The sequence below is a fragment of the Variovorax sp. KBW07 genome, assembly GCF_003852515.1.
Taxonomy (GTDB): domain Bacteria; phylum Pseudomonadota; class Gammaproteobacteria; order Burkholderiales; family Burkholderiaceae_C; genus Variovorax.
Genome location: NZ_QAJK01000156.1, coordinates 18934 through 43018, shown reverse-complemented (window position 1 = coordinate 43018; position 24085 = coordinate 18934). Strand labels below are relative to the sequence as shown.

23 protein-coding genes are annotated in these 24085 nt (G+C 67.7%); 16 read left to right on the top strand and 7 right to left on the bottom strand.

Going from position 1 to position 24085, the window contains the following annotated elements; genetic code table 11:
* Nucleotides 1-169: 169 nt before the first annotated feature.
* From imuA to DBV14_RS28060, 4 genes are all read left to right on the top strand, one after another.
* Nucleotides 170-976: a translesion DNA synthesis-associated protein ImuA gene (gene imuA / locus DBV14_RS28075; protein ID WP_124464357.1), complete on the top strand. Its 807-nt coding sequence runs from the start codon at nucleotides 170-172 to the stop codon at nucleotides 974-976.
* Nucleotides 945-2348 carry a DNA polymerase Y family protein gene (locus DBV14_RS28070; protein ID WP_124464355.1) on the top strand — a complete coding sequence of 468 codons (1404 nt, stop codon included), beginning with the start codon at nucleotides 945-947 and terminating at the stop codon, nucleotides 2346-2348. Before imuA ends, DBV14_RS28070 begins: the two co-directional genes overlap by 32 nt.
* Nucleotides 2341-5706, top strand: coding sequence for an error-prone DNA polymerase (locus tag DBV14_RS28065; protein WP_124464353.1), 3366 nt, complete (start codon nucleotides 2341-2343; stop codon nucleotides 5704-5706). Before DBV14_RS28070 ends, DBV14_RS28065 begins: the two co-directional genes overlap by 8 nt.
* Nucleotides 5707-5801: 95 nt before the next feature.
* Entirely contained in the window at nucleotides 5802-6719 is a 918-nt protein-coding gene (locus tag DBV14_RS28060) for a hypothetical protein (RefSeq protein ID WP_124464350.1), read from the top strand.
* A 45-nt stretch (nucleotides 6720-6764) separates the two neighbouring features.
* Here DBV14_RS28060 and DBV14_RS28055 read toward each other — a convergent pair whose 3' ends face one another.
* The 4 genes from DBV14_RS28055 to DBV14_RS28040 all read right to left on the bottom strand — a co-directional run bounded on the left by DBV14_RS28055 (nucleotide 6765) and on the right by DBV14_RS28040 (nucleotide 9955).
* Nucleotides 6765-7778, bottom strand: a complete 1014-nt coding sequence (locus tag DBV14_RS28055; protein ID WP_124464348.1) for an aminoglycoside phosphotransferase family protein — start codon at nucleotides 7776-7778, stop codon at nucleotides 6765-6767.
* Complete coding sequence (locus DBV14_RS28050; protein ID WP_124464346.1) at nucleotides 7772-8341, bottom strand: 2'-5' RNA ligase family protein; 570 nt, start codon at nucleotides 8339-8341, stop codon at nucleotides 7772-7774. The genes DBV14_RS28055 and DBV14_RS28050 overlap by 7 nt, the downstream gene beginning before the upstream one ends.
* Nucleotides 8342-8365: 24 nt before the next feature.
* Nucleotides 8366-8587, bottom strand: a complete 222-nt coding sequence (locus DBV14_RS28045; protein ID WP_124464344.1) for a hypothetical protein — start codon at nucleotides 8585-8587, stop codon at nucleotides 8366-8368.
* Nucleotides 8588-8668: 81 nt separating this feature from the next.
* Nucleotides 8669-9955 carry an SGNH/GDSL hydrolase family protein gene (locus DBV14_RS28040; RefSeq protein WP_124464342.1) on the bottom strand — a complete coding sequence of 429 codons (1287 nt, stop codon included), beginning with the start codon at nucleotides 9953-9955 and terminating at the stop codon, nucleotides 8669-8671.
* Between the two features lie 104 nt (nucleotides 9956-10059).
* Here DBV14_RS28040 and DBV14_RS28035 point away from each other — a divergent pair, with 104 nt between their 5' ends.
* The gene (locus DBV14_RS28035) at nucleotides 10060-10971 is read left to right on the top strand and encodes a LysR family transcriptional regulator (protein ID WP_124464340.1); all 912 of its coding nucleotides are present in this window, start codon (nucleotides 10060-10062) and stop codon (nucleotides 10969-10971) included.
* Between the two features lie 7 nt (nucleotides 10972-10978).
* On the opposite strand, the gene DBV14_RS28030 is transcribed toward DBV14_RS28035, so the two are convergent.
* Nucleotides 10979-11596, bottom strand: coding sequence for a hypothetical protein (locus tag DBV14_RS28030; RefSeq protein ID WP_124464338.1), 618 nt, complete (start codon nucleotides 11594-11596; stop codon nucleotides 10979-10981).
* 59 nt (nucleotides 11597-11655) lie between these two features.
* Nucleotides 11656-11940, bottom strand: coding sequence for a hypothetical protein (locus DBV14_RS28025; protein WP_124464336.1), 285 nt, complete (start codon nucleotides 11938-11940; stop codon nucleotides 11656-11658).
* Between the two features lie 103 nt (nucleotides 11941-12043).
* Between DBV14_RS28025 and DBV14_RS28020 the strand changes: the two genes are divergently transcribed.
* From DBV14_RS28020 to DBV14_RS27995, 6 genes are all read left to right on the top strand, one after another.
* Nucleotides 12044-12454, top strand: coding sequence for an OsmC family protein (locus DBV14_RS28020; protein WP_124464335.1), 411 nt, complete (start codon nucleotides 12044-12046; stop codon nucleotides 12452-12454).
* A gap of 91 nt (nucleotides 12455-12545) precedes the next feature.
* The gene (locus tag DBV14_RS28015) at nucleotides 12546-13364 is read left to right on the top strand and encodes a GntR family transcriptional regulator (protein WP_185546147.1); all 819 of its coding nucleotides are present in this window, start codon (nucleotides 12546-12548) and stop codon (nucleotides 13362-13364) included.
* Between the two features lie 117 nt (nucleotides 13365-13481).
* Nucleotides 13482-14528 carry an ABC transporter substrate-binding protein gene (locus tag DBV14_RS28010; protein WP_124464331.1) on the top strand — a complete coding sequence of 349 codons (1047 nt, stop codon included), beginning with the start codon at nucleotides 13482-13484 and terminating at the stop codon, nucleotides 14526-14528.
* Nucleotides 14529-14532: 4 nt separating this feature from the next.
* Nucleotides 14533-15351: an ABC transporter ATP-binding protein gene (locus DBV14_RS28005; RefSeq protein ID WP_124464329.1), complete on the top strand. Its 819-nt coding sequence runs from the start codon at nucleotides 14533-14535 to the stop codon at nucleotides 15349-15351.
* Entirely contained in the window at nucleotides 15348-16163 is an 816-nt protein-coding gene (locus tag DBV14_RS28000; protein ID WP_124464327.1) for an ABC transporter permease, read from the top strand. Before DBV14_RS28005 ends, DBV14_RS28000 begins: the two co-directional genes overlap by 4 nt.
* 8 nt (nucleotides 16164-16171) lie before the next feature.
* Nucleotides 16172-17425 (top strand): aminotransferase class V-fold PLP-dependent enzyme, encoded by a 1254-nt coding sequence (locus DBV14_RS27995; protein WP_124464325.1) that lies wholly within the window; start codon nucleotides 16172-16174, stop codon nucleotides 17423-17425.
* Here the strand turns inward: DBV14_RS27995 and DBV14_RS27990 are convergent, their stop codons facing one another.
* Nucleotides 17426-18076 (bottom strand): TetR/AcrR family transcriptional regulator, encoded by a 651-nt coding sequence (locus DBV14_RS27990; protein ID WP_124464323.1) that lies wholly within the window; start codon nucleotides 18074-18076, stop codon nucleotides 17426-17428.
* A 166-nt stretch (nucleotides 18077-18242) separates the two neighbouring features.
* Here DBV14_RS27990 and DBV14_RS27985 point away from each other — a divergent pair, with 166 nt between their 5' ends.
* From DBV14_RS27985 to DBV14_RS27965, 5 genes are read left to right on the top strand one after another with little or no spacing between them, the layout of a single operon-like run.
* Nucleotides 18243-19493: a branched-chain amino acid ABC transporter substrate-binding protein gene (locus DBV14_RS27985; RefSeq protein WP_185546146.1), complete on the top strand. Its 1251-nt coding sequence runs from the start codon at nucleotides 18243-18245 to the stop codon at nucleotides 19491-19493.
* A gap of 7 nt (nucleotides 19494-19500) precedes the next feature.
* Complete coding sequence (locus tag DBV14_RS27980; RefSeq protein ID WP_260397255.1) at nucleotides 19501-20292, top strand: SDR family NAD(P)-dependent oxidoreductase; 792 nt, start codon at nucleotides 19501-19503, stop codon at nucleotides 20290-20292.
* 22 nt (nucleotides 20293-20314) lie between these two features.
* Nucleotides 20315-21136 (top strand): SDR family NAD(P)-dependent oxidoreductase, encoded by an 822-nt coding sequence (locus DBV14_RS27975; protein ID WP_124464318.1) that lies wholly within the window; start codon nucleotides 20315-20317, stop codon nucleotides 21134-21136.
* The gene (locus tag DBV14_RS27970) at nucleotides 21133-22797 is read left to right on the top strand and encodes a class I adenylate-forming enzyme family protein (protein ID WP_124464317.1); all 1665 of its coding nucleotides are present in this window, start codon (nucleotides 21133-21135) and stop codon (nucleotides 22795-22797) included. Before DBV14_RS27975 ends, DBV14_RS27970 begins: the two co-directional genes overlap by 4 nt.
* Entirely contained in the window at nucleotides 22794-24038 is a 1245-nt protein-coding gene (locus DBV14_RS27965) for an acetyl-CoA acetyltransferase (RefSeq protein WP_124464315.1), read from the top strand. Before DBV14_RS27970 ends, DBV14_RS27965 begins: the two co-directional genes overlap by 4 nt.
* Nucleotides 24039-24085 lie beyond the last annotated feature (47 nt).

The following is a 24085-nucleotide window of genomic DNA, read 5'->3' as shown; positions in this document are numbered from 1 at the left end:
GCGTGGCTCCTTTGCCTGGCATTGGAGCGAAAGCACGGCCTCAGCTCAAACGACTTCTGGGCACCTTGGCATGAGCAACAGGAATATGAAGAGGCCTGCGGACAAGAAAAACATCTTCTTTCTTGCGACCCGCTAAATACTGTATAAAAATACAGTTAACGGATCAATCATGGGCCTCCCTTTCCTCGACTCCTTCTCAGCTGCCGCGGGCCGTGGCGTCTGGCACGCCGACGAGCTTGGCCTGGCCGACGCGCAAGTCACGGCCACCGGCCATGCCGCGCTCGACGCCGAGCTGCCGGGCGGCGGCTGGCCGGTCGGCGCCATGACGGAGCTGCTGCAGGCCGCGCCCGAGGCCCATGTCTGGCGGCTGCTGCTGCCCGCGTTGGCGCAGGCGGTGGACACGCGCGGCGGGCCGGTCGTGCTGGTCGGTGCGCCGTACGAGCCTTGCGGCCCCTCGCTGGCTGCGCAGGGCTTGCCGGTCGAAGCCCTGATGTGGGTCAAGAGCGATGCCGCGCCCGCGCGGCTGTGGGCCTGCGAGCAGGCGCTGCGCTGCGCCGACGTGGCCGCCGTCGTGGCCTGGCTGCCGCAGGCGCGCGTGGCCGAACTGCGGCGGCTGCAGCTGGCCGCCGCGCAGCATGAAGTGCTGCTGTTCGTGTGCCGGCCCGACTCGGTGGCGCAGTCGGCTTCGCCCGCGCGGCTTCGCATCCAGGTCGACCGCTGCGAGAGCGACAGTGCGCAGATCGAGCTGCGCATCCTCAAGCGCCGCGGTCCGCCGCTGGCTTCTCCCGTGATGCTGCCCGCGCGCAACGAGCGCATGAGCGCGCTGCTGGCGGCCGCCCGGCTGCGGCGCAAGCTGCGCCTGCAGCAGCTGGGCACGGCGCCCGTGGGCGAAGCGGCGGCCACGGCCACCGTGGTGCGCATCGACGCGTGGAAAGGAGGACCGAATGCACTGGATCGCATTGCGGTGGTCGCTTGAAGCCGACACGCCCGAGGCACATCGGGCGCCTAAGGCACATGACGCACACGCCGCGGCGCCTCTGCCCACGGCCGAAGCCCTGGGCTGGTGGGCCCTGCACTACACGCCCCACGTCACCTGGCAAGACGAAGCACTGATGCTCGAAGTCTCCGCCTGCGAGCGCCTGTGGGGTGGGCGGCTGCAGATGATGCGCGTGCTGCTCGGCGCCAACCCCATTCCCGATGCGCGCATGCTGGGCGCGCAGGGCGCCACCAGCCTGATCGCGCTGGCACGGCTGCGCCTGTTCTCGCGCGAAGAAACACGGCCGAAAGACATGCCCGGCGGCCTGCCGCTCGACACGCTGAGCGCCGCGCGCGGGCATCTGGACCTGCTCGAACGGCTCGGTTGCCGCACCTGGGGCGACGTGGCCGCGTTGCCGCGCGGCGGCCTCACGCGGCGCTTCGGCGCGGGCCTGCGCGAAGCGCTCGACATGGCCTGGGGCCTGCGCCCCGAAAGCCATACCTGGCTCACGCTGCCCGACGTGTTCGAGCAGAAGCTGGAGCTGCCCGCGCTGGCCGAAACCGCGCCCGAGCTGATGTGGTCGGCCAACCGCCTGCTGACGACGCTGCAGTACTGGCTGCGTGCGCGACAACGCGGCGCGCGCGCGCTCGAGCTGCAATGGACGCTCGACCTCAAACGCTTCAATGGCGTCAACCTGCCGCCGCACCAGCAGGTCACCGTGCGCACCGCCGAGCCCACGCAGGACATGGCGCACCTGCGCCGCCTGCTCTCCGAGAAACTGGCGCTCACCACGCTGGCCGCGCCCGCGAGCTGGCTGAAGCTGCGCACTCTCGAAACCGATCCATGGGCCGGCGCCAGCACCAGCTTTCTGCCGGAAGACAACCGCAAGGGCGACAAGCTCCACGAAATGGTCGAGCGGCTCAGCGTGCGGCTCGGCGCCCGGCAGGTGCTGGTGCCCGCGGCGCAGGCCGACCACCGGCCGGAGCGTAAGCAGGCGTGGCGGCCCGCGCTGCAGAAAGCCGATGCGCCGCCCGAGAAGCCCGAGAAGCCCGGGAGGGGCCGCAAGGAAGCAAGGGCTGCGGCTTCGCAACCCGATGCGCTCTACCCGCCGTGGCTGCTGCCCGAACCCCTGCTGCTGGAGATGGACGGCGAGCGGCCCTGCTACCGCGGGCCGCTGAGCAAGCTGATCGGCCCGCAGCGCGTCGAAGCCGGTTGGTGGGGCGACAAGGACGATGGCGGCCAGCCCGCGATGCGCGACTACTACGTCGCCGAAAGCCCCGAAGCCGGACTGGTGTGGATCTTTCGCGAACGGCCTTCGGCGCGCTTTTCTTCGGGCGAGGTGCGCTGGTACCTGCAGGGGTTCTATGCCTGACCTGAGCGGCAAGGAGATGCGGGCCCGCTTGCCCGCCAAGGTGCATGTGCTGCCGCAGCGGCTCAAGCCGGTGCCGGGCCTGCCCGACTATGCCGAGCTGCACTGCCTGACGAACTTCAGCTTCCAGCGCGGCGCATCGATGCCTGAAGACATGGTCGAGCGCGCCTACCACCTGGGCTATTCGGCGCTGGCCATCACCGACGAATGCTCGGTGGCGGGCATCGTGCGCGCGCACGTCCATCAGCGCAGCATGGAGTCCAGGCTCGACGAGTACGAGAAAGAGCACCCCGACGAGCCGCCGGTTCCGCGCAACCTTTCGTTCCGCCTGCTGTTCGGCAGCGAGTTCCGCTTCGAGCGCTTCAGGCTCGTGGTGATCGCGAACGACACCGAGGGCTGGGGCAACCTCTGCGAGTTCATCACCGCCGCGCGCAACACCGAATTGCCCAAGGGCGAATACCGCGTGAGCTGGGAAGACAGCGATGTCGCCTCGCTGCAGGACTGCCAGGTTCTTTTCGTGCCGCGGCGCAACCCCGGCGGCGCGATGGACGTGGCCACGCTGCATGAAGACCTGTCGGCCGCCAAGGCACTCTACGGAGAGAACCTCTGGCTGGCCGTCGAGATGCTCAACGAGATCGACGACGACCTGTGGTTCGTAGCGTTGATGCAGGCGGGCGAGCAGGCCGGCGTGCCGCTGGTGGCAGCGGGTGACGTGCACATGCATGTGCGTGCACGCAAGCCGCTGCACGACGTGCTGACGGCCGTGCGCGAAGGCAGGACGGTGGCCGAGTGCGGCTTTGCGCTGCAGTCGAATGCCGAGCGGCACCTGCGGCAGCGGGTCCGGCTGGCCGAGCTTTATCTGCCGCGGATGCTGGCGAACACGCTGGTGGTGGCCGGGCGGTGCAGGTTCGATCCGGAGGTGATCCGGGAGAACTACAAGTACCCGCTCGAGATGGTGGGCAACAACGAGACCGCCGCGCAGACATTGGTGCGCAAGACATGGGAAGGGGCGCTCAAGAAATATCCGCTCGAAAGGTACGCCTCGGGCATTCCCGCGGGCGTCTGCATGCAGGTGCACAAAGAGCTGCAGCTCATCATCGAACTCAAGTACGAGATGTTCTTCCTGACCGTGGAAGACATCGTGCGTTTTGCCAAGTCGCAGGAAATTCTCTGCCAGGGCCGCGGCTCCTCCGCCAATTCCGCCGTCTGCTACTGCCTTGGCATTACCGCGATCGATCCGGAAAAAGGCCATCTGCTGTTCGAACGCTTCCTGAGCCGCCATCGCCACGAACCGCCCGACATCGACGTCGACTTCGAGCACCAGCGGCGCGAAGAAGTCATCCAGTACATCTACCAAAAATACGGCCGCGAGCGCGCAGCCATTGCAGCCGTCGTCATCTGCTACCGCTCGCGCAGCGCCTTGCGCGACGTCGGCAAGGCACTCGGCATCGACGAGCGGCTGATCGACGAATTCGCCAAGGACCACTACTGGTTCGACGACACCGTGCTCGGCGAACAGCTGTTCCAGGCCGCCGCGCGCGTCGGCGTGCAGGAAGACGAACTCAAGCTGGTGCAGTGGATTGAGCTCACGCAAAAGCTCAAGGGCTTTCCGCGCCACCTGAGCCAGCACGTGGGCGGCTTCGTGCTGACCCATACCAAGCTCACGCGGCTGGTGCCGGTAGAGAAGGCGTCGATGGTGAATCGCTCCGTCATCCAGTGGGAGAAGGACGATCTCGAAGCCATGGGCATGCTCAAGGTCGACGTGCTCGCGCTCGGCATGCTCAGCGCCATCCGCCGCGGGCTGGCCCACATGAACCGCTGGCGGGGCTCGATGATGGAGATGCACCACATCCCCAACGACGACCCGCAGGTGTTCGACATGATCTGCGACGCCGACACCATCGGCGTGTTCCAGATCGAGAGCAGGGCGCAGATGTCGATGCTGCCGCGCCTGAAGCCGCGCACCTATGAAGACCTGGTGATCGAGGTCGCGATCGTGCGGCCGGGGCCCATCCAGGGCGGCATGGTGCATCCGTATCTCAAGCAACGCGAGCGGGTGGCCAAGGGGTTGCCGATAACCTACGAGAAAGAGGATCTTCGGCCTGCCCTGGAACGCACACTGGGAATTCCGATCTTCCAGGAGCAGGTGATGCAGATCGCGATGATTGCCGCCGACTTCTCCGCCGACGAAGCCGATCAGTTGCGCCGTGCCATGGCTGCGTGGAAGCGCAAAGGCGGCCTCGGAAAATTTCATGACAAGCTTGTCGATGGCATGGTCCATAAGGGCTACAAGGCCGAATTCGCCGAAGCCATCTTCAAGCAGATCCTCGGCTTCGGCGACTACGGTTTTCCTGAAAGCCACGCCGCGAGCTTCGCGCTGCTGGTCACCGTGAGCAGCTGGCTCAAGAACTACGAGCCCGCCTGCTTCCTCGCGGCCCTGCTCGATTCGCAACCCATGGGCTTCTACAGCCCTTCGCAGCTCGTTCAGGATGCGCGCCGCCATGGCGTCGAAGTGCGGCCGGTCGATGTCACGTGCAGCGACATGGACACCACGCTCGAAGCCCGTGCCCCCGATGCGCCGCGCATGCCGGCCGGCACCGACACGCGCCATGCCGACCGCCTGGGCAACGACAACCAGCCCGCCGTGCGGCTCGGCCTGAACCGGGTCTTGAGCCTCAGCGAAGCCGGCGCCAGGCGCCTGCTGAAGGCGCGTGCGCAAGCACCTTTCACCAGCACCGAAGACCTCGCCCTGCGTGCCGAACTCGAAGGCAAGGACATGGCCGCGCTCGCCGCCGCCGATGCGCTGATGTCGCTCTCGGGCCATCGGCGCCAGCAGGTCTGGGACGCCACGGCGCAGCATCGGTCGCCGGCGTTGCTCAAGGGCGTGCCGATCCACGAGCAGGCGCTGCTGTTGCCGGCCGCGCCCGAGGGGGAAGAAATCGTCGGCGACTACGCCTCGACCGGTCTCACGTTGCGCCGCCATCCGCTCGCGCTGCTGCGCCCGCGCCTGGCGCGCATGAAGCTCATGAGCGCCGCGGAGCTGCGCCCCGTGCCCAGCGGCCAGACCGTGCGCGCCTGCGGCATCGTCAAGGGACGCCAGCGGCCCGGCACCGCCAACGGCACCATCTTCGTCACGCTGGAAGACGAGACCGGCAACGTCAACGTCATCGTCTGGAGCCACGTCATCGAGGCCTGGCGCGAGCCGCTGCTGAAGTCGCACCTGCTCGCGGTGCAGGGCACCTGGCAGCGCGACGACGACAGCGGCGGCAAGGTGCAGCACCTCATCGCCACCGGCTTCAAGGACCTCACGCCGCTCATGGGCCGGCTGGCGCAGAGCAACACCAGCCGGGACTTTCATTGAGCCCGGCGCATGCCTCTTTCGATGCCCACCGCCGGATGCAACCGATCGTTCCATGCCTCGCGCCGCCCCCGACTTTTCGCTAACCTGTTCCCGCCATGACCGAACTCGTTGTTCCCGACCCCGTTGTCGCCGCGCCCATCGGCCCGCCGCCGCCCGCGCCCGACGTGCCGCTGCCCGTCACGCCGCCAGTGCCCCCGGTGCCACCGCCCGAGGGCGATCCGCCGCCTGTGGTCCCGCCCGTTACCGACCCCGGTTTTCCGTCGCCGGTGGTCGAGCCGCCGCCGCCCGTGCAGACGGCCGTGCCCTTCGGCAAGCTGCATGCACGGCGCCTGCGCGAGATTTATCGCTCGGCCGGCTGGCCGTGCTGCGACGGCATCGAGGTCGAGCTGCTCGCCGGCGGTTATCTCGAGCGCGTGCGCACCGTGCACGGCCACGAGACCTTGCGCGTGACCGACGCCGGCATTGCGCGCATTGCCACCACGCTCACCATCAACCGCGCGGCGTTGTCGCCGCACGAGGCGCTGGTCGAACGCGTGGCGCGCGAAATGACGCGCGGCGGCCGCATCGCATGGCGCGGCCTCGGGCTGCGCGCACGCCTGCCGCCGCTGGAAGAGGGCGGCAAGGCGCGCTGGTGCATTGCGCGGCCCGATGTGTTTTCGATCCGCAACACCAGCGTCGAGGCTTATGCGCACCCCATCGTGCACGAGGTCAAGGTGAGCCGTGCCGACCTGCTGGGCGATCTGCGCAAGCCCGACAAGCGCGCGGCCTACCTCGACCTGGGCGGCGAGTGCTGGTACGTGCTGGGCAACGATGCCAAGGGCCGCTGCATCGCCAGGCCCGAAGAAGTGCCGGCCGAATGCGGCGTGATGGTGCTCGAAGGCGAGCGCCTGGTGGTGGCGCGCGCGGCGGTGCACCGCGCGTTCGACCGCATTCCCTTCGGCGTGTGGCTCGCGCTGGCCAAGGCGCAGCCCATTCCGGGCTTCGAGGACGACGCGCAAGACCTGCTGATCTGATCGGATCTGAACGAGGCCGGCTCGCGCAGTCCGGCGCACCCGGGCTCAGGTGATTGCTTCGTAGCTCCGGTGCGCGATGGCGACGACGTCGTTCGGCAGGAACTGGTTCGCCATCTGGCGCAGGCCTTCTTCGCGGTCTTCCAGGCTGGCGGACGCATCGAAGATCTGGTCGCAGATTTCGAGCACGTCTTTCGTGATCCGTTCGTAGCGGTAGTAAGCCAGCGCCATCGAGTCGATGTCCGCCGGTCCGTAGCCCTTGTAGAACAGCGCTTCTTCCTGCGGCTGGTTCCACACGTTGCCGACACCGCCGCCGATGAACATCAGGTCGCGCTCTTTCGGCGCGAGGATCAGCGTGTCCCAGTCGATGACGCACAGGCTGTCGTTGTCGCCGACGAGCACGTTGCCGGCGTGGATGTCGGAGTGGCACAGCACCAGCGGCAACGACCGCTCCAGAAGAATCGAGGCCAGCTGTTCGCTTCGGTAGACGACGGTGTCGATCTCTTCGTCGTGCGCTTCCCAGAACGCGAGAAAGCGGCGCACGATGTCGTCGCCGGCCACACCGTTGATGAAGCGCCGCTGGTAGCGCCGCACGCCTTCGCGCCAGTGGTGGGAATAGCTTTCTCGCGGAATGCCTTCTTGCATGGCTTCGTGCAATCTGGTGTGGTGCACGGCACTCAATGTGGCGCCGAGCGCGATCCATTGCGCGTTGGACAACGGGCGCTTGAATCCGTTGTCGCCGTTGAAGAAGGGATAGAGCATCCAGTCGAAGCCAAGGCGTTGCGCACTGGGTTGACCGCCCGTCGTAGGCAACGCCGTCATCACGGCATCGATGCTTTGCTCGTGATGCAGGAAGAGGGGGATGAACACAGCGGTCGGCGTGAAATCACCCCGGCGCAATTTCAGGAAGTAGGTCGATCCGTTGGGGGCATGGACACGGAAGACGGCGGAATTCACATCGGCCCCAAGGGGCAGGAATTCAGCGTATATGGCGTGCAGCCCGTATTCGTCGGCGAGGCATTGGGCGATGGCTTCTTGCGAAAGGGAGGGCGGCGTCAGCATGCAGGAAATATAGCGCCGGACTTCGGGTGCGCGGGGTAGGACGCAAGCAACTCATGGCGAAAAGGCTGCGTGAAATGCGAGCGAACCAGCCTGAACTCCCGCACGTTCCAGCGGATGGGTTTCAGAGGCGGGCATGCGGCATGCTCCGCGTCCCTGGCAATCGTGACGTGCGGGTTCCATCCGCGCACCAGCGGAACGAACCCGGCCCGATGCACCGCGTGTTCGACGTGGGCCTGGAGCGCGCGCAGGCCCTGGTGGTCCGCAGGCTGGACCACCGATATGTCATTGCGCCAGGTGCACGAATGATCGAGCGTGAGTTCCAGCGCTGGCAGGGACACCCGCGCCAATGCGGCCCGCAGACGCCGTTCCGCGAATTCATCCTGATCGTCGAGGTATTGCAGCGTTAGGTGCCATCGGTTCGCGGGAGGAAAGTGACAGCCCCTGGGCCACCACCAATCGTCGCAATGCGCCTTGATTTCAGCGCGGACCGGTTCGTCGGGAAACAGTCCGATGAGGAGTTGGCTGCGCGCCTTGTCTGCCTGAAGCGGTTGTGCGTGTTCCATGCGGCTCTCCTGCAATGAGGCGGTTCAAGAGTCCGACGGCCACCAATGCTCTGCCGTCGTCCGGATGACGCGCGCCGCCTGAACGCGAACGTCGTCCTTTTCATGCGTGTCGTCGCAGCCCTTCTCGCGGGCCACCTTGAAAGGCCAGGTCGAGATGCGGCCTGTGCGGGAACGCGACTGCAACTGCTGCAGTCGGGAGAAAAAAAGAACCTGCGCGGAGGGCGCAGGCGGGCTGGCGGTGGTCATTTGGGGGTCGCCTCGACGTTGTTCTGGGAGACGACGAATTTTAGAGAAATACTGTATTTATGTACAGTATATTTGGAGGCTTCAGGGCTGCGCGGCGTTGCCCAGCAAGGCGCCGAGATCGATCGCCGCGGCCATCGCTTTGTAGCCCGCGTCGCCGGGGTGCAAATGGTCGCCCGAGTCCATCGCGGCCTTCATGCGGATCGGCCGGGCGGGGTCGCGCAGCAGGGCGTCGAAGTCGACCACCGCGTCGAAGGCGCCGCTCTCGCGAATCCATTGGTTCACGGCCTGGCGCACCCTTTCTTTTTCGGGCGAGTGGTGGCCGGCCAGCGGCGTGCCTTCGAGCCCGCGCTCGTTGGGCGCGATGGTGGCGCCCATGATGCGCACGTTGTGGGCATGCGCCATTTCTATCAACTGCCGGAACCCCCGGATCACTTCTTCCGCGCGCATCGCGGGTTCCTGCGGCGCGAACGGGCCGCCGGGCCAGCCGATGTCGTTGGTGCCCAGCAGCACGACCATGGCGCGCACGCCGGGCTGCGAGAAAACGTCGCGACCGACGCGCTCCAGCGCGGCGCGGCCCATGCCGTCTTTCAGCAGGCGGCCGCCGGAGTTGCCGGCGTTGAGCACGCCCACGCCACGCCCCGCCAGCCGCTCGGCCAAGGCATCGGGCCAGCGCGTGTTGGCACCGGGCGTGGCGCCGTTGCCATCGGTCAGCGAATCGCCCAGCGCGACGACGGTAACGGGTGCCTTCGGTGTCTCGACGATCAGGCCGCTGACGTACACGCGGGTGCTCCACTGCGTGGCCGTGGCGGGCAGGCGCGCGGCACCGGTGAGGTCGCCGTCGGCCACGTAGGCGACCTGCCGGGCGTCGAAGTGAAAGCCCGCGGGCTGGCTGGGCCCCGGCAGGTAGAGCGACACCGCCACTTCGCCGAGCGCGGGCAACGGCAGGTCGACCGGGTCGCTGACCAGCCGCGCGCCGGGCGGCACCACGGCTTCGGCCTGCCCGCCGAAGCGCAGTGCGCGGTCGCTGCCTTCGACGATGGCCGAGCCTTCGCCATGCCGCGCCACGCGGGCCGCGCCGATGTGCAGCGGCGCGGTGCCGCCTTCATTGCTGACGACCACGCGCAGCCGTGTGCCGCCGATGCTCAGGCGCGCCACCTGGCGAATCGTCTGGCGGTTGAACTGGAACGGAACGCCCGATGGCAGCACGAAGTTGCCGTCCCACAGCGGCTGGGTGGCGGCCATCCAGCTGGGGCTCCAGTACGTGGGCGGTGCGGCAGTGGTTTGCGCCGTGGATGCTGCGGCGGCGCTTGCCAGCGTGAGGGCCAGCGCGCCCTGGCGCAGGATCGATCCGAGTGTGGGTGTGGTCATTGAAAAGTCCTTGAAATGGGTATGAGGCCTCGACTTTCTTTCATTCATGAATGGATGGGTAGAAGGCAGAATGGCATCCAATCCATTCCTGAATCGAATACACCATGGATACCTTGCGCGCGCTCTCGGCCTTCGTGCTCAGCGTCGATCTCGGCAGCCTGTCGGGCGCCGCCCGCGCGCTCGACACCACGCAGCCCACGGTCAGCAAGCTGGTCGCGGGGCTGGAGCGCTCGCTGGGCGTGCGCCTGCTGCGCCGTGCCGCCACGGGCCTGAGCCTGACGGAAGAAGGGCAGCGCTTTCATGAGCGCGCCCGTCGCGTGCTCGAAGACTACGGCGACGCCGTGGCCGATGCGCGCGAACAGGTGCAGCAGCCGCAGGGCCTGCTGCGGGCGAGCGCGCCGGTCACGCTGGGGCAGCGGCACCTCAATGCCATGGCGGTGGAGTTCCTGCGCCTGTACCCGCAGATACAGCTCGAACTGGTGCTCGACGACCGCTTCGTCGATCCGCGCGAAGAGCGCATCGATGTCTCGCTGCGGGTGGGTGGCGCGCTGCCGCCAGACCTCGTCGCGCGCCACCTGGGCACATGGCCGCGCGTGCTGGTGGCTTCGCCGGACTACGTGGCCTTGCGCGGCAAGCCACGCAAGCCGCAAGACCTGCTGGCCCACGACTACCTGCGCTATGCGCCGGGCGACGACGGCGTGCTGCTCACGGGCCCCGAAGGCCCGGTGACCGTGCCGGTGCGCAGCCGCTATCGCGTCAACAACGCGGTGGCCATGCTCGACAGCGTGCTGGCCGGCGCGGGCATTTCACTGCAGCCTACGTGGATGGTGGCCGACCTGCTGGCCGAAGGGCGGCTGGTGCGTGTGCTCGGCCGCCACACCGGCCCGGCACAAGAGGCGCACCTGCTCTACGCCCCGCGCCGCCATCAACCGTTGCGGGTGCGCGTGCTGGTCGACTTTCTTGCGGAGCGCGTGTCGAAGCTGCCCGGCGCCGTTCGCGTGCCTGCCGTGCGTTGAGCGCCGTTCAGGTGCTGCGAAGGGCGCGCGTTCCGGCCGGTGTGTCGGGGCCGGTTCGGATGTTGCGTTCGATGAACTCGCGCGCAATGGCTTCCACGTTGGCCGGGGCCGGCGAATAGAACGACATGCGGTACTTCAGCAGGCGGCCGTTGCGTGCCGTGAGGTAGGTGTACGAGTCGTAGGCCTTGCCGTCGCGGGCATGCACGATGCGGAAAGACACCGAGCGGAACGTCAGCCCCTCGATGCGCACGTCGCGCGTGGGCCCGACCTTCGCGCTGGTGTACGAGCCCTGGGCAACGGCGCGCTGCACCTCGGCGAGCGTGCCCTTGAAGTGCTCGTCGAACTGCGGATCGCTCACGCCCGGCTGCCAGTCGGTGCGCTTCATGTCGTACACGTACACGTCGACCCAGCCCACGCTGCTTTCATGGCGGTGGCTGTTGCCGAGCCCGGCGTTCAGTGCGTCGTACGACTTCGAGTTGATGTACTGCCACCGGACGCCGGTGGGAGCGGGCGCTGCAGCAGCGGCTTCGGTGGACGACGATGCCGCGGCGCCTGGCGTCGTGCCGGGCGCGGTGGTGCAGGCAGCGAGCAGGCTGGAAAAAAGCAGGGCGAACAGCAGCTTCATGGTCTGTCTGGTTCCGTGTTCCGACGGTGGGGCCAAGGGCCGGGGGGCAAGAGCGGGGCTCAGTCGGCGCGAACCTCGAAGTACGCCTCGTCGGCTTCGCCCAGCGCGCGAAAGCCCGCGGTCTTGGCGGCGTCGTAGGCCTTGGCCCAACTGGCGGCCAGCGCGACTTCGTCCCGGTTGAGTTCGTCGGCGCTCGATTCGCTGGCATTCTCGAAGGCCTTCAGCGCCGCTTCGACGCCGTCGCCCAGCAGCTTGTCGAGTTCACGACGAAAGCGCGATTCCGCGGTGGCGATGACGTCATGCGGCGCATCGGGAAAGTCGATCAGTTTCACGGTGTAGCTCATGGGGCGGATGCTACGTGATCGGCACTGCCGGACCAAGGCGGTTTTGCTACAGTTTTTCGATCAGACCGATCAGACTCTTCCCGATTCTTCAGGAGCACCACCCATGAGCCACGCCACCACCGCAACCATCGTCTCCACGGGAACCGACTACAGCCACCGCATCGAGGTCGGCAAGTTTCAGCTCATCGCGGACGAGCCGGCGGCGCTGGGCGGGCAGGGGAGTGGCCCCGCGCCCTACGACTATTACCTTGCGGCGCTGTCCGCCTGCACCGCGATCACGCTGCGGATGTATGCCAAGCGAAAAGGCTGGGAGCTCGGGGAGTTCCGCGCCGAACTGACGTTGACGAAAGACGAGGATGGCAAGGCGCACATACGCCGCGTTCTTCACTCCGACGCGCCGTTGACCGATGCGCAGTGGAGCCGGCTGCTGGAAGTGGTTGCGAACACGCCGGTGACGAAGACGATGCGCGAGGGCGCGGAAATCACCAGCGAGCGCGGGGCCGCCGCAGCCTAGCAAGACGACCCGTGCCGCCCCATGGACGGGTGGAGCGCCCGAATTCGGCAGAGTATATTCAAGCGCCTCCACAGCGCCGATGCCCCATCCCATGCCCAAGCCGCCTTCGATCCCCCATCGCCCGTCGAAACGCCTTGCAGCGGCGGGGGCTGCGCCGGCGGGCACCACGCGGCGCGCCCGGCCTGCCGCCGCCAAGACCGGCGTCAAGACCAACACCCTGGCCGCCGACGGCGACTTCCCGGGCTTCGCGCTGCAAGACCTGCAAGGCGCGCCCGGCGACACCTTGACCGACCGCACCTGCCAGAAGCTGCGCCACGCGCTGATGACCGGCGCGCTGCTGCCCGAACAGGTGCTCACGGTGCGCGGCGTGGCGGAGGCCTTCGGCGTGAGCCTGACGCCGGTGCGCGAGGCGGTGCAGCGGCTGGTGGTGGAGCAGGGGCTCGAGGTGGTCAATGGCCGCACCATCCGCGTTCCCCGGCTGGGCGTGGAAACCTACCGCGAAATCCTGAAGATCCGCATGGAGCTCGAATGCCTCGCAGCCAAGGAGGCGGCACCGCGAATCTCCAATGAAGAGATCGAGCGGCTCGATGCCGTGATGCAGGCGCACCTTGCCGCCATCCAGGCGGGCGACGCGCACCAGACGCTGATGAAGAACTCCGATTTTCATCTTTCAATATATCGTGCGTCGAAGCAGCCCATTTTGATCCGCGTCATCGAGAGCCTGTGGCTGCGCGTGGGGCCCACGCTCAACCTGCTGTTTCCCCAGTACTGTGGCAGCCTGACCGGCCACGAGACGCATCTTGTGGCCATGGACGCGCTGCGCCGGCGCGACGGCGATGCGCTTGGGCAGGCGATGCGCGACGACCTGGCGCACGGCTCGCGCTTCCTGATTCGACTGCTGAAGCCCTGAAATTCGCCCGTGGGTGGGTTTTGGAGCATTTTGAATATATTCAAGCGCTTCTAAACTGCGGCCAGACCCGCCGCACGGTGGGTTTCGTTCTTCCTTCGTCTCAGGAAAGGCCGCCCCATGAAGCTGAATCTCTCCCGCCGCGAGTTCCATCTGACCGCCGCCCACATGCTGCTGGCGTCTTCCGCCGGCGGTGCATTGCTGGGCAGTGCCGGCCCGGTGTTCGCGCAGTCGCCGCGCGCCGTGAAGCTCGGCACCTTCGGCGCCATCGATGCGCAGAACTACATCCGCGCGAAGAACCTGTCGCCCCGGACTTTCGGGCCGGGCGTGAGCAGCGACTTCGTCACGGTGCGCGCCGGCTCCGAAGTGATCTCGGCCATGGCCGGCGGCAGCCTGGACATGTGCAACATCGGCTCCAGCCCGATGATGGTGGGTTATGCCAACGGCCTGAAGGCGTCGATGGTGTATGTCTACAAGAACATCGTGGACAGCGAATGCCTGGTGGTGCAGGGCAACTCGGGCATCACGACGGTGGCGGGCCTGAAGGGCAAGAAGATCGGCCTGCCGTTCAACACCTCGGTGCACTTCGCGGCGGTGGCCGCGCTCAAGTTCGCGGGGCTGGGGCTCAACGACGTGCAGCTCATCAACATGCGCGCCGACCAGATCGCCTCGGCGTGGCAGCGCCGCGAGATCGACGCGAGCTACATCTGGGTGCCGGTGCTGCCGCGCCTGACCGACGACGGCGGCAAGATCATCTTCAAGACCGGCGACCTGAACCGCCAGAGCCTGTTGATCTTCGACGGCCTGCTGGTGCGCGACGAGTTCAAGCAGAAGTCGCCCGACCTGGTGCTGGCCTTCCTGAAAGACTACGAGCAGATTGCGCGCGGCTTCAAGCAAGACCCGAAGGACGTGGTCGACACCATGACCAAATTCCTGAACGTCGACGAGGCCACGGTGATGCGCTCGCTCAACACTTTCTACCCGGTGCCCGCCAGCGAGCAGCTCAGCAGCCGCTGGATGGGCAAGCCCGGCGAGAAAGACACGGGCGTGGTCAAGACGCTGCAGACACAGGCGCAGTTCCTGTTCGAGTCGGGCCAGATCACGGCCATGCCCAAGGACGTGGGCGGCCTGGTCGATTCGAGCTTCGTCGCGAAGATGGTGGCCTGAGCCGATGCAGCAGCCGGCACACCACGCGAACGGTTCGCCCAAGGTCCGCTTCGAGCAGGTGAGCAAGCGTTTCGGGCAGGGGCCCGACGCGGTGCAGGCGCTGGAGCCGATCACGCTCGACATCGCCAAGGGCGAGTTCACCTGCCTGCTCGGCCCCTCGGGCTGCGGCAAGAGCACGCTGCTCAACATTCTTGCGGGCTTCGAGCAGCCGACCAGCGGCCAGGTGCTGATGGACGGCCTGCCGGTGCGCGGCCCCGACCCCCGGCGCGGCGTGGTGTTCCAGCAGGGCGCGCTGTTCACCTGGATGAGCGTGCACGACAACGTGGCCTTCGGTCCGCTGGCGACCGGCAAGCCGGCGGCGGAAGCGGCGCGCATTGCGGCGCATTACCTTGAGATGGTCGGGCTCACGGGCTTTGCCAAGCGCTATCCGTACGAGCTTTCGGGCGGCATGCAGCAGCGCGTGGGCATTGCACGCGCGCTGGCCAACGACCCGGAGATATTGCTGATGGACGAGCCCTTCGCGGCGCTCGACGCGCAGACGCGCGAGCTGCTGCAGGAAGAAATCAAGCGCATCTGGCACGAGACCCACAAGACGGTGCTGTGGATCACGCACAGCATCGACGAGGCGCTGTTCCTGGCCACGGAAGTGGTGGTGATGTCGGCGCGGCCCGGCCGCATCAAGGCGAAGTTTCGGCCCGTGTTTGCGCAGAGCGCCGACCCGGCCGTGGTGGCCAGCCCCGAGTTCGCACGCATGAAGGCCGAGATATTCGGGCTGCTGCGCGAAGAGGCCCTGACGGCGCAGCGCCAGGAGAGCGAGCGATGAGCGGGGCCGCGCAACACACGCCGGGCGCCACGGGCCGCTCGCGCTGGATCAACCTGGGCTCGTTCGGCGTGCTGCTGCTGTTGTGGTTCCTCATCACCACGCCGCTGATGGGCGACAAGCCGTTGGTGGCGCCGCTGTTCCTGCCGTCGCCGGTGTCGGTGTGGCAGACCTTCCTGCAGCTGATGCAGAACGGCTACCAGGGCAAGACGCTGGCGCACCACCTGGGCATCAGCCTGTTTCGCTTCGGGCTGGCGTTCGTGCTCACGGTGCTGGTCGCGGTGCCGTTGGGCCTGTGGATGGGCATGAACGAAACGGTGAAGGCGGTGCTCGATCCGCCCATCGAGATTTCGCGGCCGATGCCCAAGCTCGCGCTGCTGCCGCTGCTGATCATCTGGTTCGGCATCGGCGAGGTTGCGAAGATCGTGATCATCGTGCTTGCGCTGTTCCCCATCCTGTCGATCAGCTCGATGCAGGCGGTGCGCGGCGTGGGCCGGCGCAAGGTGCAGGCCGCGATGGCGCTGGGTGCCTCGCGCACCATGATCTTCCGGCGCGTGATTTTTCCGGCCAGCCTGCCGGGCATCTTCACCAGCATCCGCGTGAGCATCGGCATCGGCGTGACGATGCTGGTGGGCGCCGAAATGATCGCCACCAACGCGGGCATTGCCTACATGGCGATGTCGGCCTCGGACTTCCTGCTCACCAACGTCGTGATCGTCGGCGCGCTGATCATGGCGGTGCTGGGCTATGCGCTCGACCTGCTGGCGCGCGCACTCGAAAACAAGGTCGTCCACTGGGGCGGCAAAGAAGGATAGCCCCCACCATGACCACACGACTCCCCGCCCACGGCATTGCCTGGGAAGAACTGCAGCGCCAGCTGAAGGACGCCAGCAGCAACGACGTGGACTGGCGCGGCGGCCGCGTGCCGATGTTCATTCACTACGCCGGCGAAGACGTGCTCGACGTGGCCAAGCAGGCCTACCTGATGTACTTCTCGGAGAACGGCCTGGGGCCGCGCGCCTTCGGCAGCCTTGCCAAGTTCGAGGCGGAAGTGGTGGCCATGGGGCTCGGCCTGCTGCATGGCGGGGCAGAGGCCTGCGGCGCGATGACAACAGGCGGCACCGAGAGCATTTTTCTTGCCGTGAAGTGCGCCCGCGACCGCGCGCTGACGCGTCGCCCCGGCATGGGCAAGCCGCGCATCGTGATGCCGCAGAGCGCGCACCCGGCCTTCGACAAGGCCGCCTACTTCCTGGGGCTGGAGCCGGTGCGCACGCCGCTGGGCGAAGATTTTTGCGCCGACGTGGCCGCCCTGCGCGCGGCCCTGACGGCCGACACGGTGATGCTCGTCGGCTCGGCGCCCGCGTTCCCGCATGGCGTGGTCGATGCCATTCCCCAGATCGCCGCACTGGCGCGCGAGCACGACATCTGGATGCATGTGGATGCCTGCGTCGGCGGCTACTTCGCACCGTTCGCGCGCGAGCTGGGCGCCGACATTCCCGACTTCGATTTCGCGGTCGAGGGTGTGACGTCGATCTCGGCCGACCTGCACAAGTACGGCTACACGGCCAAGGGCGCGTCGACGCTGTTCTTTGCCGACTCCGCGTCGTTCGCGCTCATGGGCTACTACTTCGACAACTGGCCGCGCGGCCAGTACTTCACGCACACGCTCGTCGGCACGCGCGCCGGCGGCGCCATCGCCGCCGCGTGGGCGGTCATGAACTACCTGGGCAAGGACGGCTACCTGCGCGTGACCGAAAGCATCATGGCCACGCGGCGCGCCATGCAGCAAGGGCTCGATGCGCTGGGCTTGCCGACGCTGGGGAACCCGAAGCTGTGCATCTTCGCCTTCGGCTCACCGCTGCGCGACATGGCGGCCATCGGCAGGGGAATGACGGCACGCGGCTGGACGGTGGGCTACGTGAACGATCCGCCGGGCATTCACCACATGCTCAACCTCACGCACGAGCCGGTCGTGGGGCAATACCTGGGCGACATGGCCGCGGTGCTCGAGGAGCCGGAGACGCATGCAGCCGCGGCCGGGTCGACCGGTTCGCGCCGCGTGGACGCGCGCTACTAGCTAGCGCTTCGTGGGGCGCAGCCCCAGCACCACATGGTCGGCAAAGGCCTCGGCAATGGCCTCGCCGCTGGTGGCACCCTTTTCGGTGAACCAGCGGTTGATGTTGTTGATGGCCCCCATGAAGAAGAACACCGCCAGCTTGGGGTCGCAGGGCGCGATCGAGCCTTCGTCGATGCAGCGGGACACCAATGCGCGCAGCTGCGTGTCGACCACCCGCCGCCGCTGCTGGATCAGCGCGCTGTGCTGCTCGGTCATCGAGTAGTACTCGGTCAGCACCACGCACGTGCCCAGCTCGCTCGTCATCTTGCGGATGTAGAGGCTCACGAACAGGCGCAGCGCGTCCAGCGCGGTGGCGCTCTCCGACTCGGCGCTCTGCAGTGCTTCCTCGGCCATGCCGATGGCCAGGCCATGGCACTCGTACAGGATCTCGTGCTTGTTCTTGACGTAGCGGTACAGCGCCGGCTTGGTGACCGACAGAGCGCTCGCGATGTCGTCCAGCGTGGTGTTGTGGAAACCCTTGACGCCGAAGGTGCGCCCGGCCGCGGCGATGAGCGCCCGCTTGCGGATTTCGCGCGGATCGGGGGCGTCGGCCAACGCGTTGTTCCAGCGCGCTGTCTTGGGAGTGGAGGAGTCTGGGGGCGGTGCAACCATGGGTGGAAGTGGATTGTCGGTCAACGATGAAACGGGGTCTGCCCGCTTGACGGGACGCGGTGCCAACTTTATATTCACCACGAGTTACTGCAAAGTAACTTTAAATGACCGAGAAGAAAAGGGCCAGCTCGCACCCTCCGCGCGCCGGCCATCAACGGAGACAAAAATGGCTTTCTTTCGCTCTTGCGGCGCAGCCCTGGCACTGGCCGCCTGCACGCTCGCCGCGTCGGCACAACAACAGCAACAGCCGCCGATCCGCATTGCGCACATCGACACGTTCTCGGGGCCCACGGCCTCGACCGGCGTGACCGTGTCCAAGACGCTGCTGTACGCGGTGAACCTCATCAACGAGCGCGGCGGCGTGCTGGGCCGCAAGCTCGAAGTGGTGGCCATGGACAACGCCGGCGATCCGGCCAAGGCCATCTCGATGCTCAACAGCACGGTGGACCAGAAGATCAGCTTCATGGTGCAGGCCGGCAACTCCGGCATTGCCGGCGCCTTGCTGGGCGCGGTCGAAAAGCACAACCAGCGCAACCCGCAATCACGCGTGCTGTACCTCAACTACGGCTCGGCGCTGCCCGAGCTGACGGGCGAGAAGTGCAGCTTCTGGATGTTCCGCTTCGAGGCGCACCAGCTCATGAAGATGTACGCCATTGCCGACTACGTGAAGAAGAACCCGCAGATCAAGAGGATCTACCTCATCAACCAGGACTACGCCTTCGGGCGCGAGGTCAGCGCCGATGCGCGCGAGATCATCGGCAAGGCGCGCCCCGATGTGCAGTTCGTCGGCGACGACTTCCATCCCTTCGGCAAGGTGAAGGACTTCTCGCCCTACGTGCTGAAGATCAAGCAGTCGGGCGCCGACACGGTGCTGACCGGCAACTGGGGCAACGACCTGTCGCTGCTGGTGCGCGCCAGCAAGGACGCGGGCCTGGGCGCGCGCTACATCACCTACTACGGCGGCCTGTTCGGCGTGCCCACGTCGATCGGCGCGGCGGGCGAGAACACGGTGTTCCAGGTCTCGTCGTGGCACCCGAACGTGCCGGTCGAAGACAAGACGCCGGCGCTCGAGAAGTACCAGAAGGACTTCAAGGCCAAGTTCGGCGAAGACCTGTACTACACCTCCATCGTGGTGCAGACCGAGATGCTCGCCAAGGCCATCGAGAAGGTCGGCAACACCACCGACCTGGTGAAGATCGCGCAGGCGCTCGAAGGCATGGAATACGACTCGCCCTTCGGCAAGATCCAGATGCGCAAGGACGACCATCAGGCCACGCACCCGCTGTACATCAACCAGCTGGTGAAGGGCGTGAAGTACGACGCCGAAGGCCTGGGCATGGGCTGGAAAACAGTGGCCAAGGTGCCGGGCGCGGTGACCGAGCTGCCGGTCAACTGCAAGATGAGTCGGCCCGACTGACATGGGCGTGCAAGACACAGGCATCGATATCGGCAAGGCGGTGCAGGGCCGCGTGGCGGTGGTCACCGGCGGCGCGTCGGGGCTGGGCGCCGCGACCGCGCAGGCGCTGCGCGACGCGGGCGCGCGCGTCGCGCTGATCGACCGCGACGCGGCGGCGGTCGCGGCCACCGCCGCGGCCATGGGCGCCAGCGGATTCGCGGCCGACGTGGCCGATGCGGACGGCATCGAGGCCGTGTTCGGCAACATCGCTTCGCGGCTCGGCCCCGTCGCGATCCTGGTGAACTGCGCCGGCATTGCCGACCCCGGCAGCGTGGTGCGCCGCGGCGTGGCGATGCCGCTGGCGGAGTTTCGCCGCGTCATCGAAATCAACCTGCTGGGCGCCATCAACTGCATCCGCTGCGCCGTGCCGCAGATGATCGAGGCCCGCACCGGCGACGCGCAGGCCGGCGTCATCGTCAACACCGCCTCCATCGCCGCCTTCGACGGCCAGATGGGGCAGGCCGCCTATGCCGCGTCCAAGGGCGGCGTGGCCGGCATGGTGCTGCCGCTGGCGCGGGAACTGGGCGAGCACGGCATTCGCGTCATGGGCATCGCGCCCGGCGTGTTCGAGACACCGATGACCATGAACCTCGCGCCCCGATCGCGCGACGTGGTGTTCGCGGCCATGCCGCCATTTCCCAGGCGCCCGGGCCAGGCCAGCGAATTCGCGGCACTGGTGCTGGCCATCGTCGCCAACCCGATGCTCAATGGCGAGGTGATCCGCCTCGATGGCGGGCTGCGCATGCCGGCGCGCGTCTGAACGCAGGCAACAAGGAAGAACCATGCAGATCAAGGGAAAGGTCGCCGTCGTCACCGGCGCTGCCTCGGGGCTAGGCCGTGCCACCGTGCAGCGGCTGGCCGCACAGGGCGCCCACGTGGCGGCCATCGACCTGGCCGGCGCGCCGCTCGATGCACTGGCGCAAGAGATGAAGCTCCTGGCCATCGGCGGCGACGTGAGTTCGGCGGCCGACATGGAAGCCGCGTTCGCACAGGTGCGTGCCGCGCTGGGCACGCCGCGCATCCTGGTCAATTGCGCCGGCGTGCTCGGCCCGGCGCGCGTGTTCCGCACCGACAAGGCCACGGGCCGCATCGTGCCGCGCGAGCTCGACGTGTTCCGGCGCGTGATCGAGATCAACCTCGTGGGCACCTTCAACACCATCCGCCTGTTCGCTGAAGGCCTCGGTGGCGAATCGTCGGACGATGGCGAGGAAGACCGCGGCGTGGTCGTCAACACCGCCTCGGTGGCTGCCTACGAGGCGCTGTCGGCGCAGGCGGCCTACGGATCGTCCAAGGCCGGCGTGGCCAGCATGACGCTGCCGCTGGCCCGTGAACTGGCGCGCTTCGGCATCCGCGTGATGGCGATTGCGCCGGGCACTTTCGAAACCGGCATGTACGAGGTCGTGCCCGCGCACACCCGCCGCACGCTGATCGACGACGTGCCCTTTCCGCCGCGCCCGGGGCGGCCGGAAGAGTTCGCGCACATGGTGCAGGCATTGATAGAGAACGGGATGATGAACGGCTCGGTGGTGCGCATCGATGGCGCGGTGCGCATGCGCGAGCCCACGATGCCGCGTGAGGCGCGTGAAGGACGGCCAGCCACATGAGCGGACCCATCGTCACGCCGCACGGCGACACCGTGCGCATCGAAGCACTCTACGGCGACCGGCTGGTGCCTTGCTACGCCGAACGGCCGCGCAACCTCGACGCCATGCTGCGCGAGTCGGTGGCCTTGCGAGGCGACGCGCCGGCCATCGAAGACGGCGCCACGACCCTCAGCTACCGCGAGCTCGACCGGCTGGCCGACCGCGTTGCCGGCGGACTGGCCGCGCAACGCGTGAAGGCCGGCGACCGCGTGGCGCTGTTCGTCGGAAACCGTTTCGAATTCGTGGTGCTGCTGGCGGGCACCTGGCGGCTCGGCGCGATCGCGGTGCCCATCGGCATCCGGCAGAGCGCCGAGGAGCTGAAGTACATGCTCAACCAGTGCGGCGCGGCGGCGCTGGTGTTCGAAGCGTCGCTGGCCGACCGACTGCCGCGCGCCGAAGACATCGCATGCGTGCATTGCGTCGTCTGCCTCGAAGAGCCTGCGCTGGGTGCCGAAGTGCGGCCCGGTGCGCTCGCCTACGCCGCGCTGCTGGCCTCCGGCAGCGACGCGCCGCTGGCCGCGGACTTCAGCGACATGCAGCCCGCCTGCCTCATGTACACCTCGGGCACCACGGGCCACCCGAAGGGCGCGGTGCTGTCGCACCTGGGCTTCTTCCACACCGCGCGCAACTACATCCGCAGCTTCGGCTACTTGGCCGACGACCGCATGCTGCTCGTCATTCCGGCCTCGCACATTTCCGGCCTGCTGGCGGTGGTCGTGGTGGCGCTGCAGGCGGGCGCCTGCCTTGTCTGCATGCGGCAGTTCAATGCCGGCCAGGTGCTGGCCGAAATCGATGCCCGGCGCATCACCGCCGCCGTGATGGTTCCGGCCATGTACAACCTCTGCCTGCTGCATCCCGATTTGCGCCGGCACGATCTTTCCTGCTGGCGCATCGGGCATTTCGGTGGCGCGGCCATGCCCGAGATCACCATCGCGCGGCTGGCTGAAGCCTTGCCCGGCCTGGCGCTGTACAACGGTTTCGGCGCCACCGAGACCACGTCGGCCGTGTCGCTCACCGGGCGCGGCGACGCGGCGCGCAAGCCCGACACGGTCGGCACGCTGCTGCCCTGCATCGACATCCGCGTGCTCGATACCGAGGGGCGCGAAGTGGCCGCCGGCGAGTCGGGCGAACTGTGGATACGCAGCCCCGGCAACGCCATCGGCTACTGGGCCAACCCCGACGCCACGCGCGGCGCCTTCGTGGCCGGCTACTGGCGTTCGGGCGACATCGGCAGCGTCGACGCCGAAGGCTTCGTGCGCGTGTTCGATCGCATCAAGGACATGATCAACCGGGGCGGCTACAAGGTGTACTGCGTCGAGCTGGAGAACGTGATCCAGCGCCACCCGGGCGTGATCGAGGTGGCCGCCGTGGCGAGCCCTTGCCCCGTGCTGGGCGAGCGGGTGCATGTGTTCGTGCATGCCACTGAACCGGTCGATGCCGAGGCCGTGCGCGCCCTGTGCCGCCGCATGCTGGCCGACTACAAGACCCCCGATTTCGTGAGCGTGAGCGCCGCGCCGCTGCCACGCAACCTCAACGGCAAGCTCGTCAAGGCGCCGCTGCGCGAGCAGGCGCTGGCGGCGGCTCGCCAGCGCAGCCTTGCAACTTCAGAAAGCACCGAATGACTTCTTCCACTCCTGTCTATGTCCTGGGCGGTCACCAGACCGATTTCGCCGTCAACGCGTCCCGCGCGGGAGACGGCCTGTTCGAGCTGATGCGCGATGCGGTGCTCGGCGCGCTGGCCGATGCCAGGCTGGAGCCGCACGAGATCGAGTCGGGCCACGTCGGCAATTTCGTCGGCGAACTCTTCACCGGGCAGGGCCAGCTCGGCGGCATGTTCGCGGCCATCGCGCCCGGCTTCCACGGCATGCCCGCGGGGCGCCACGAGGCCGCCTGCGCGTCGGGCAGCATCGCGATGCTCGCGGCCACCGCCGAGATCGAGTGCGGCCGCTACGACTGCGTGCTGGTCACGGGGGTCGAGCTGGAGCGCAACGTGCCCGGCGCCGTGGCCGCGCAGCATCTTGCCGCGGCCACCTGGGTGGGCGAGGAGGGCGAGGGCGCCAAGTACATGTGGCCGCACATGTTCCACCTCGTCGGGCAGGAATACGAGCGGCGCTACGGGCTGAAGTACGAGCACCTGGCGCGCATTGCCGAAATCAACATCGCCAATGCGCGCCGCAACCCGTTCGCGCAGACGCGCGCCTGGAACTACACCGCCGCCAGCTTCACCGCCGACGACGAGGCCAACCCCGTGATCGACGGCATGATCCGGCGCCAGGACTGCGGCCAGGTGACCGACGGCGCCGCAGCCGTGATTCTTGCGTCGGGGCGCTTTGCCGAGGCCTGGGCAAAACGGCACGGCACATCGCTCGACGCGCTGCCGCGCATCGCGGGGTGGGGCCATCGCACCGCGCACCTCAAGCTGGCACCGAAGCTGGCGGCCAGTGCCGGCCAGCCCTATGTGTTTCCCCATGTGCGCGAGGCCATCCAGGGCGCCTTCCGCCGCGCCGGCATTGCCGACGTGTCGCAGCTCGACGGCATCGAGACGCACGACTGCTTCACCACCACCGAGTACATGGCGATCGACCACTTCGGCATCACCGCGCCGGGCGAGAGCTGGCGCGCGGTGGAAGACGGCACCATCGCGCGCGGCGGCAAGCTGCCGGTCAACCCCAGCGGCGGACTGATCGGCCTGGGGCATCCGGTGGGCGCGACGGGCGTGCGGATGGTGCTGGACGCGGCCCGCCAGGTGACGGGGCGCGCGGGCGATTGCCAGGTGGAGGGGGCGAACCGTTTCGCCACGCTGAACATCGGGGGCAGCGCGACCACGGTCGTGAGCTTCGTCGTGCAGAACGGCGCGAGCTGACCGAAAAGGGAGTGGCCCCGGCGGGGCCGCGGTTGGCCGCGCCAGCC

Coding starts and splice junctions, on each gene's coding strand:
- DBV14_RS28045 (WP_124464344.1), bottom strand. CDS start 8,587: ATGACCACCGCCAGCCCGCCTGCGCCCTCCGCGCAGGTTCTTTTTTTC.
- DBV14_RS27995 (WP_124464325.1), top strand. CDS start 16,172: ATGACCACACGACTCCCCGCCCACGGCATTGCCTGGGAAGAACTGCAG.
- DBV14_RS27985 (WP_185546146.1), top strand. CDS start 18,243: ATGGCTTTCTTTCGCTCTTGCGGCGCAGCCCTGGCACTGGCCGCCTGC.
- DBV14_RS28015 (WP_185546147.1), top strand. CDS start 12,546: ATGCCCAAGCCGCCTTCGATCCCCCATCGCCCGTCGAAACGCCTTGCA.
- DBV14_RS27970 (WP_124464317.1), top strand. CDS start 21,133: ATGAGCGGACCCATCGTCACGCCGCACGGCGACACCGTGCGCATCGAA.
- imuA (WP_124464357.1), top strand. CDS start 170: ATGGGCCTCCCTTTCCTCGACTCCTTCTCAGCTGCCGCGGGCCGTGGC.
- DBV14_RS28000 (WP_124464327.1), top strand. CDS start 15,348: ATGAGCGGGGCCGCGCAACACACGCCGGGCGCCACGGGCCGCTCGCGC.
- DBV14_RS28005 (WP_124464329.1), top strand. CDS start 14,533: ATGCAGCAGCCGGCACACCACGCGAACGGTTCGCCCAAGGTCCGCTTC.
- DBV14_RS27990 (WP_124464323.1), bottom strand. CDS start 18,076: ATGGTTGCACCGCCCCCAGACTCCTCCACTCCCAAGACAGCGCGCTGG.
- DBV14_RS27975 (WP_124464318.1), top strand. CDS start 20,315: ATGCAGATCAAGGGAAAGGTCGCCGTCGTCACCGGCGCTGCCTCGGGG.
- DBV14_RS28030 (WP_124464338.1), bottom strand. CDS start 11,596: ATGAAGCTGCTGTTCGCCCTGCTTTTTTCCAGCCTGCTCGCTGCCTGC.
- DBV14_RS28035 (WP_124464340.1), top strand. CDS start 10,060: ATGGATACCTTGCGCGCGCTCTCGGCCTTCGTGCTCAGCGTCGATCTC.
- DBV14_RS28070 (WP_124464355.1), top strand. CDS start 945: ATGCACTGGATCGCATTGCGGTGGTCGCTTGAAGCCGACACGCCCGAG.
- DBV14_RS28020 (WP_124464335.1), top strand. CDS start 12,044: ATGAGCCACGCCACCACCGCAACCATCGTCTCCACGGGAACCGACTAC.
- DBV14_RS28060 (WP_124464350.1), top strand. CDS start 5,802: ATGACCGAACTCGTTGTTCCCGACCCCGTTGTCGCCGCGCCCATCGGC.
- DBV14_RS28055 (WP_124464348.1), bottom strand. CDS start 7,778: ATGCTGACGCCGCCCTCCCTTTCGCAAGAAGCCATCGCCCAATGCCTC.
- DBV14_RS28025 (WP_124464336.1), bottom strand. CDS start 11,940: ATGAGCTACACCGTGAAACTGATCGACTTTCCCGATGCGCCGCATGAC.
- DBV14_RS28065 (WP_124464353.1), top strand. CDS start 2,341: ATGCCTGACCTGAGCGGCAAGGAGATGCGGGCCCGCTTGCCCGCCAAG.
- DBV14_RS28010 (WP_124464331.1), top strand. CDS start 13,482: ATGAAGCTGAATCTCTCCCGCCGCGAGTTCCATCTGACCGCCGCCCAC.
- DBV14_RS28040 (WP_124464342.1), bottom strand. CDS start 9,955: ATGACCACACCCACACTCGGATCGATCCTGCGCCAGGGCGCGCTGGCC.
- DBV14_RS28050 (WP_124464346.1), bottom strand. CDS start 8,341: ATGGAACACGCACAACCGCTTCAGGCAGACAAGGCGCGCAGCCAACTC.
- DBV14_RS27965 (WP_124464315.1), top strand. CDS start 22,794: ATGACTTCTTCCACTCCTGTCTATGTCCTGGGCGGTCACCAGACCGAT.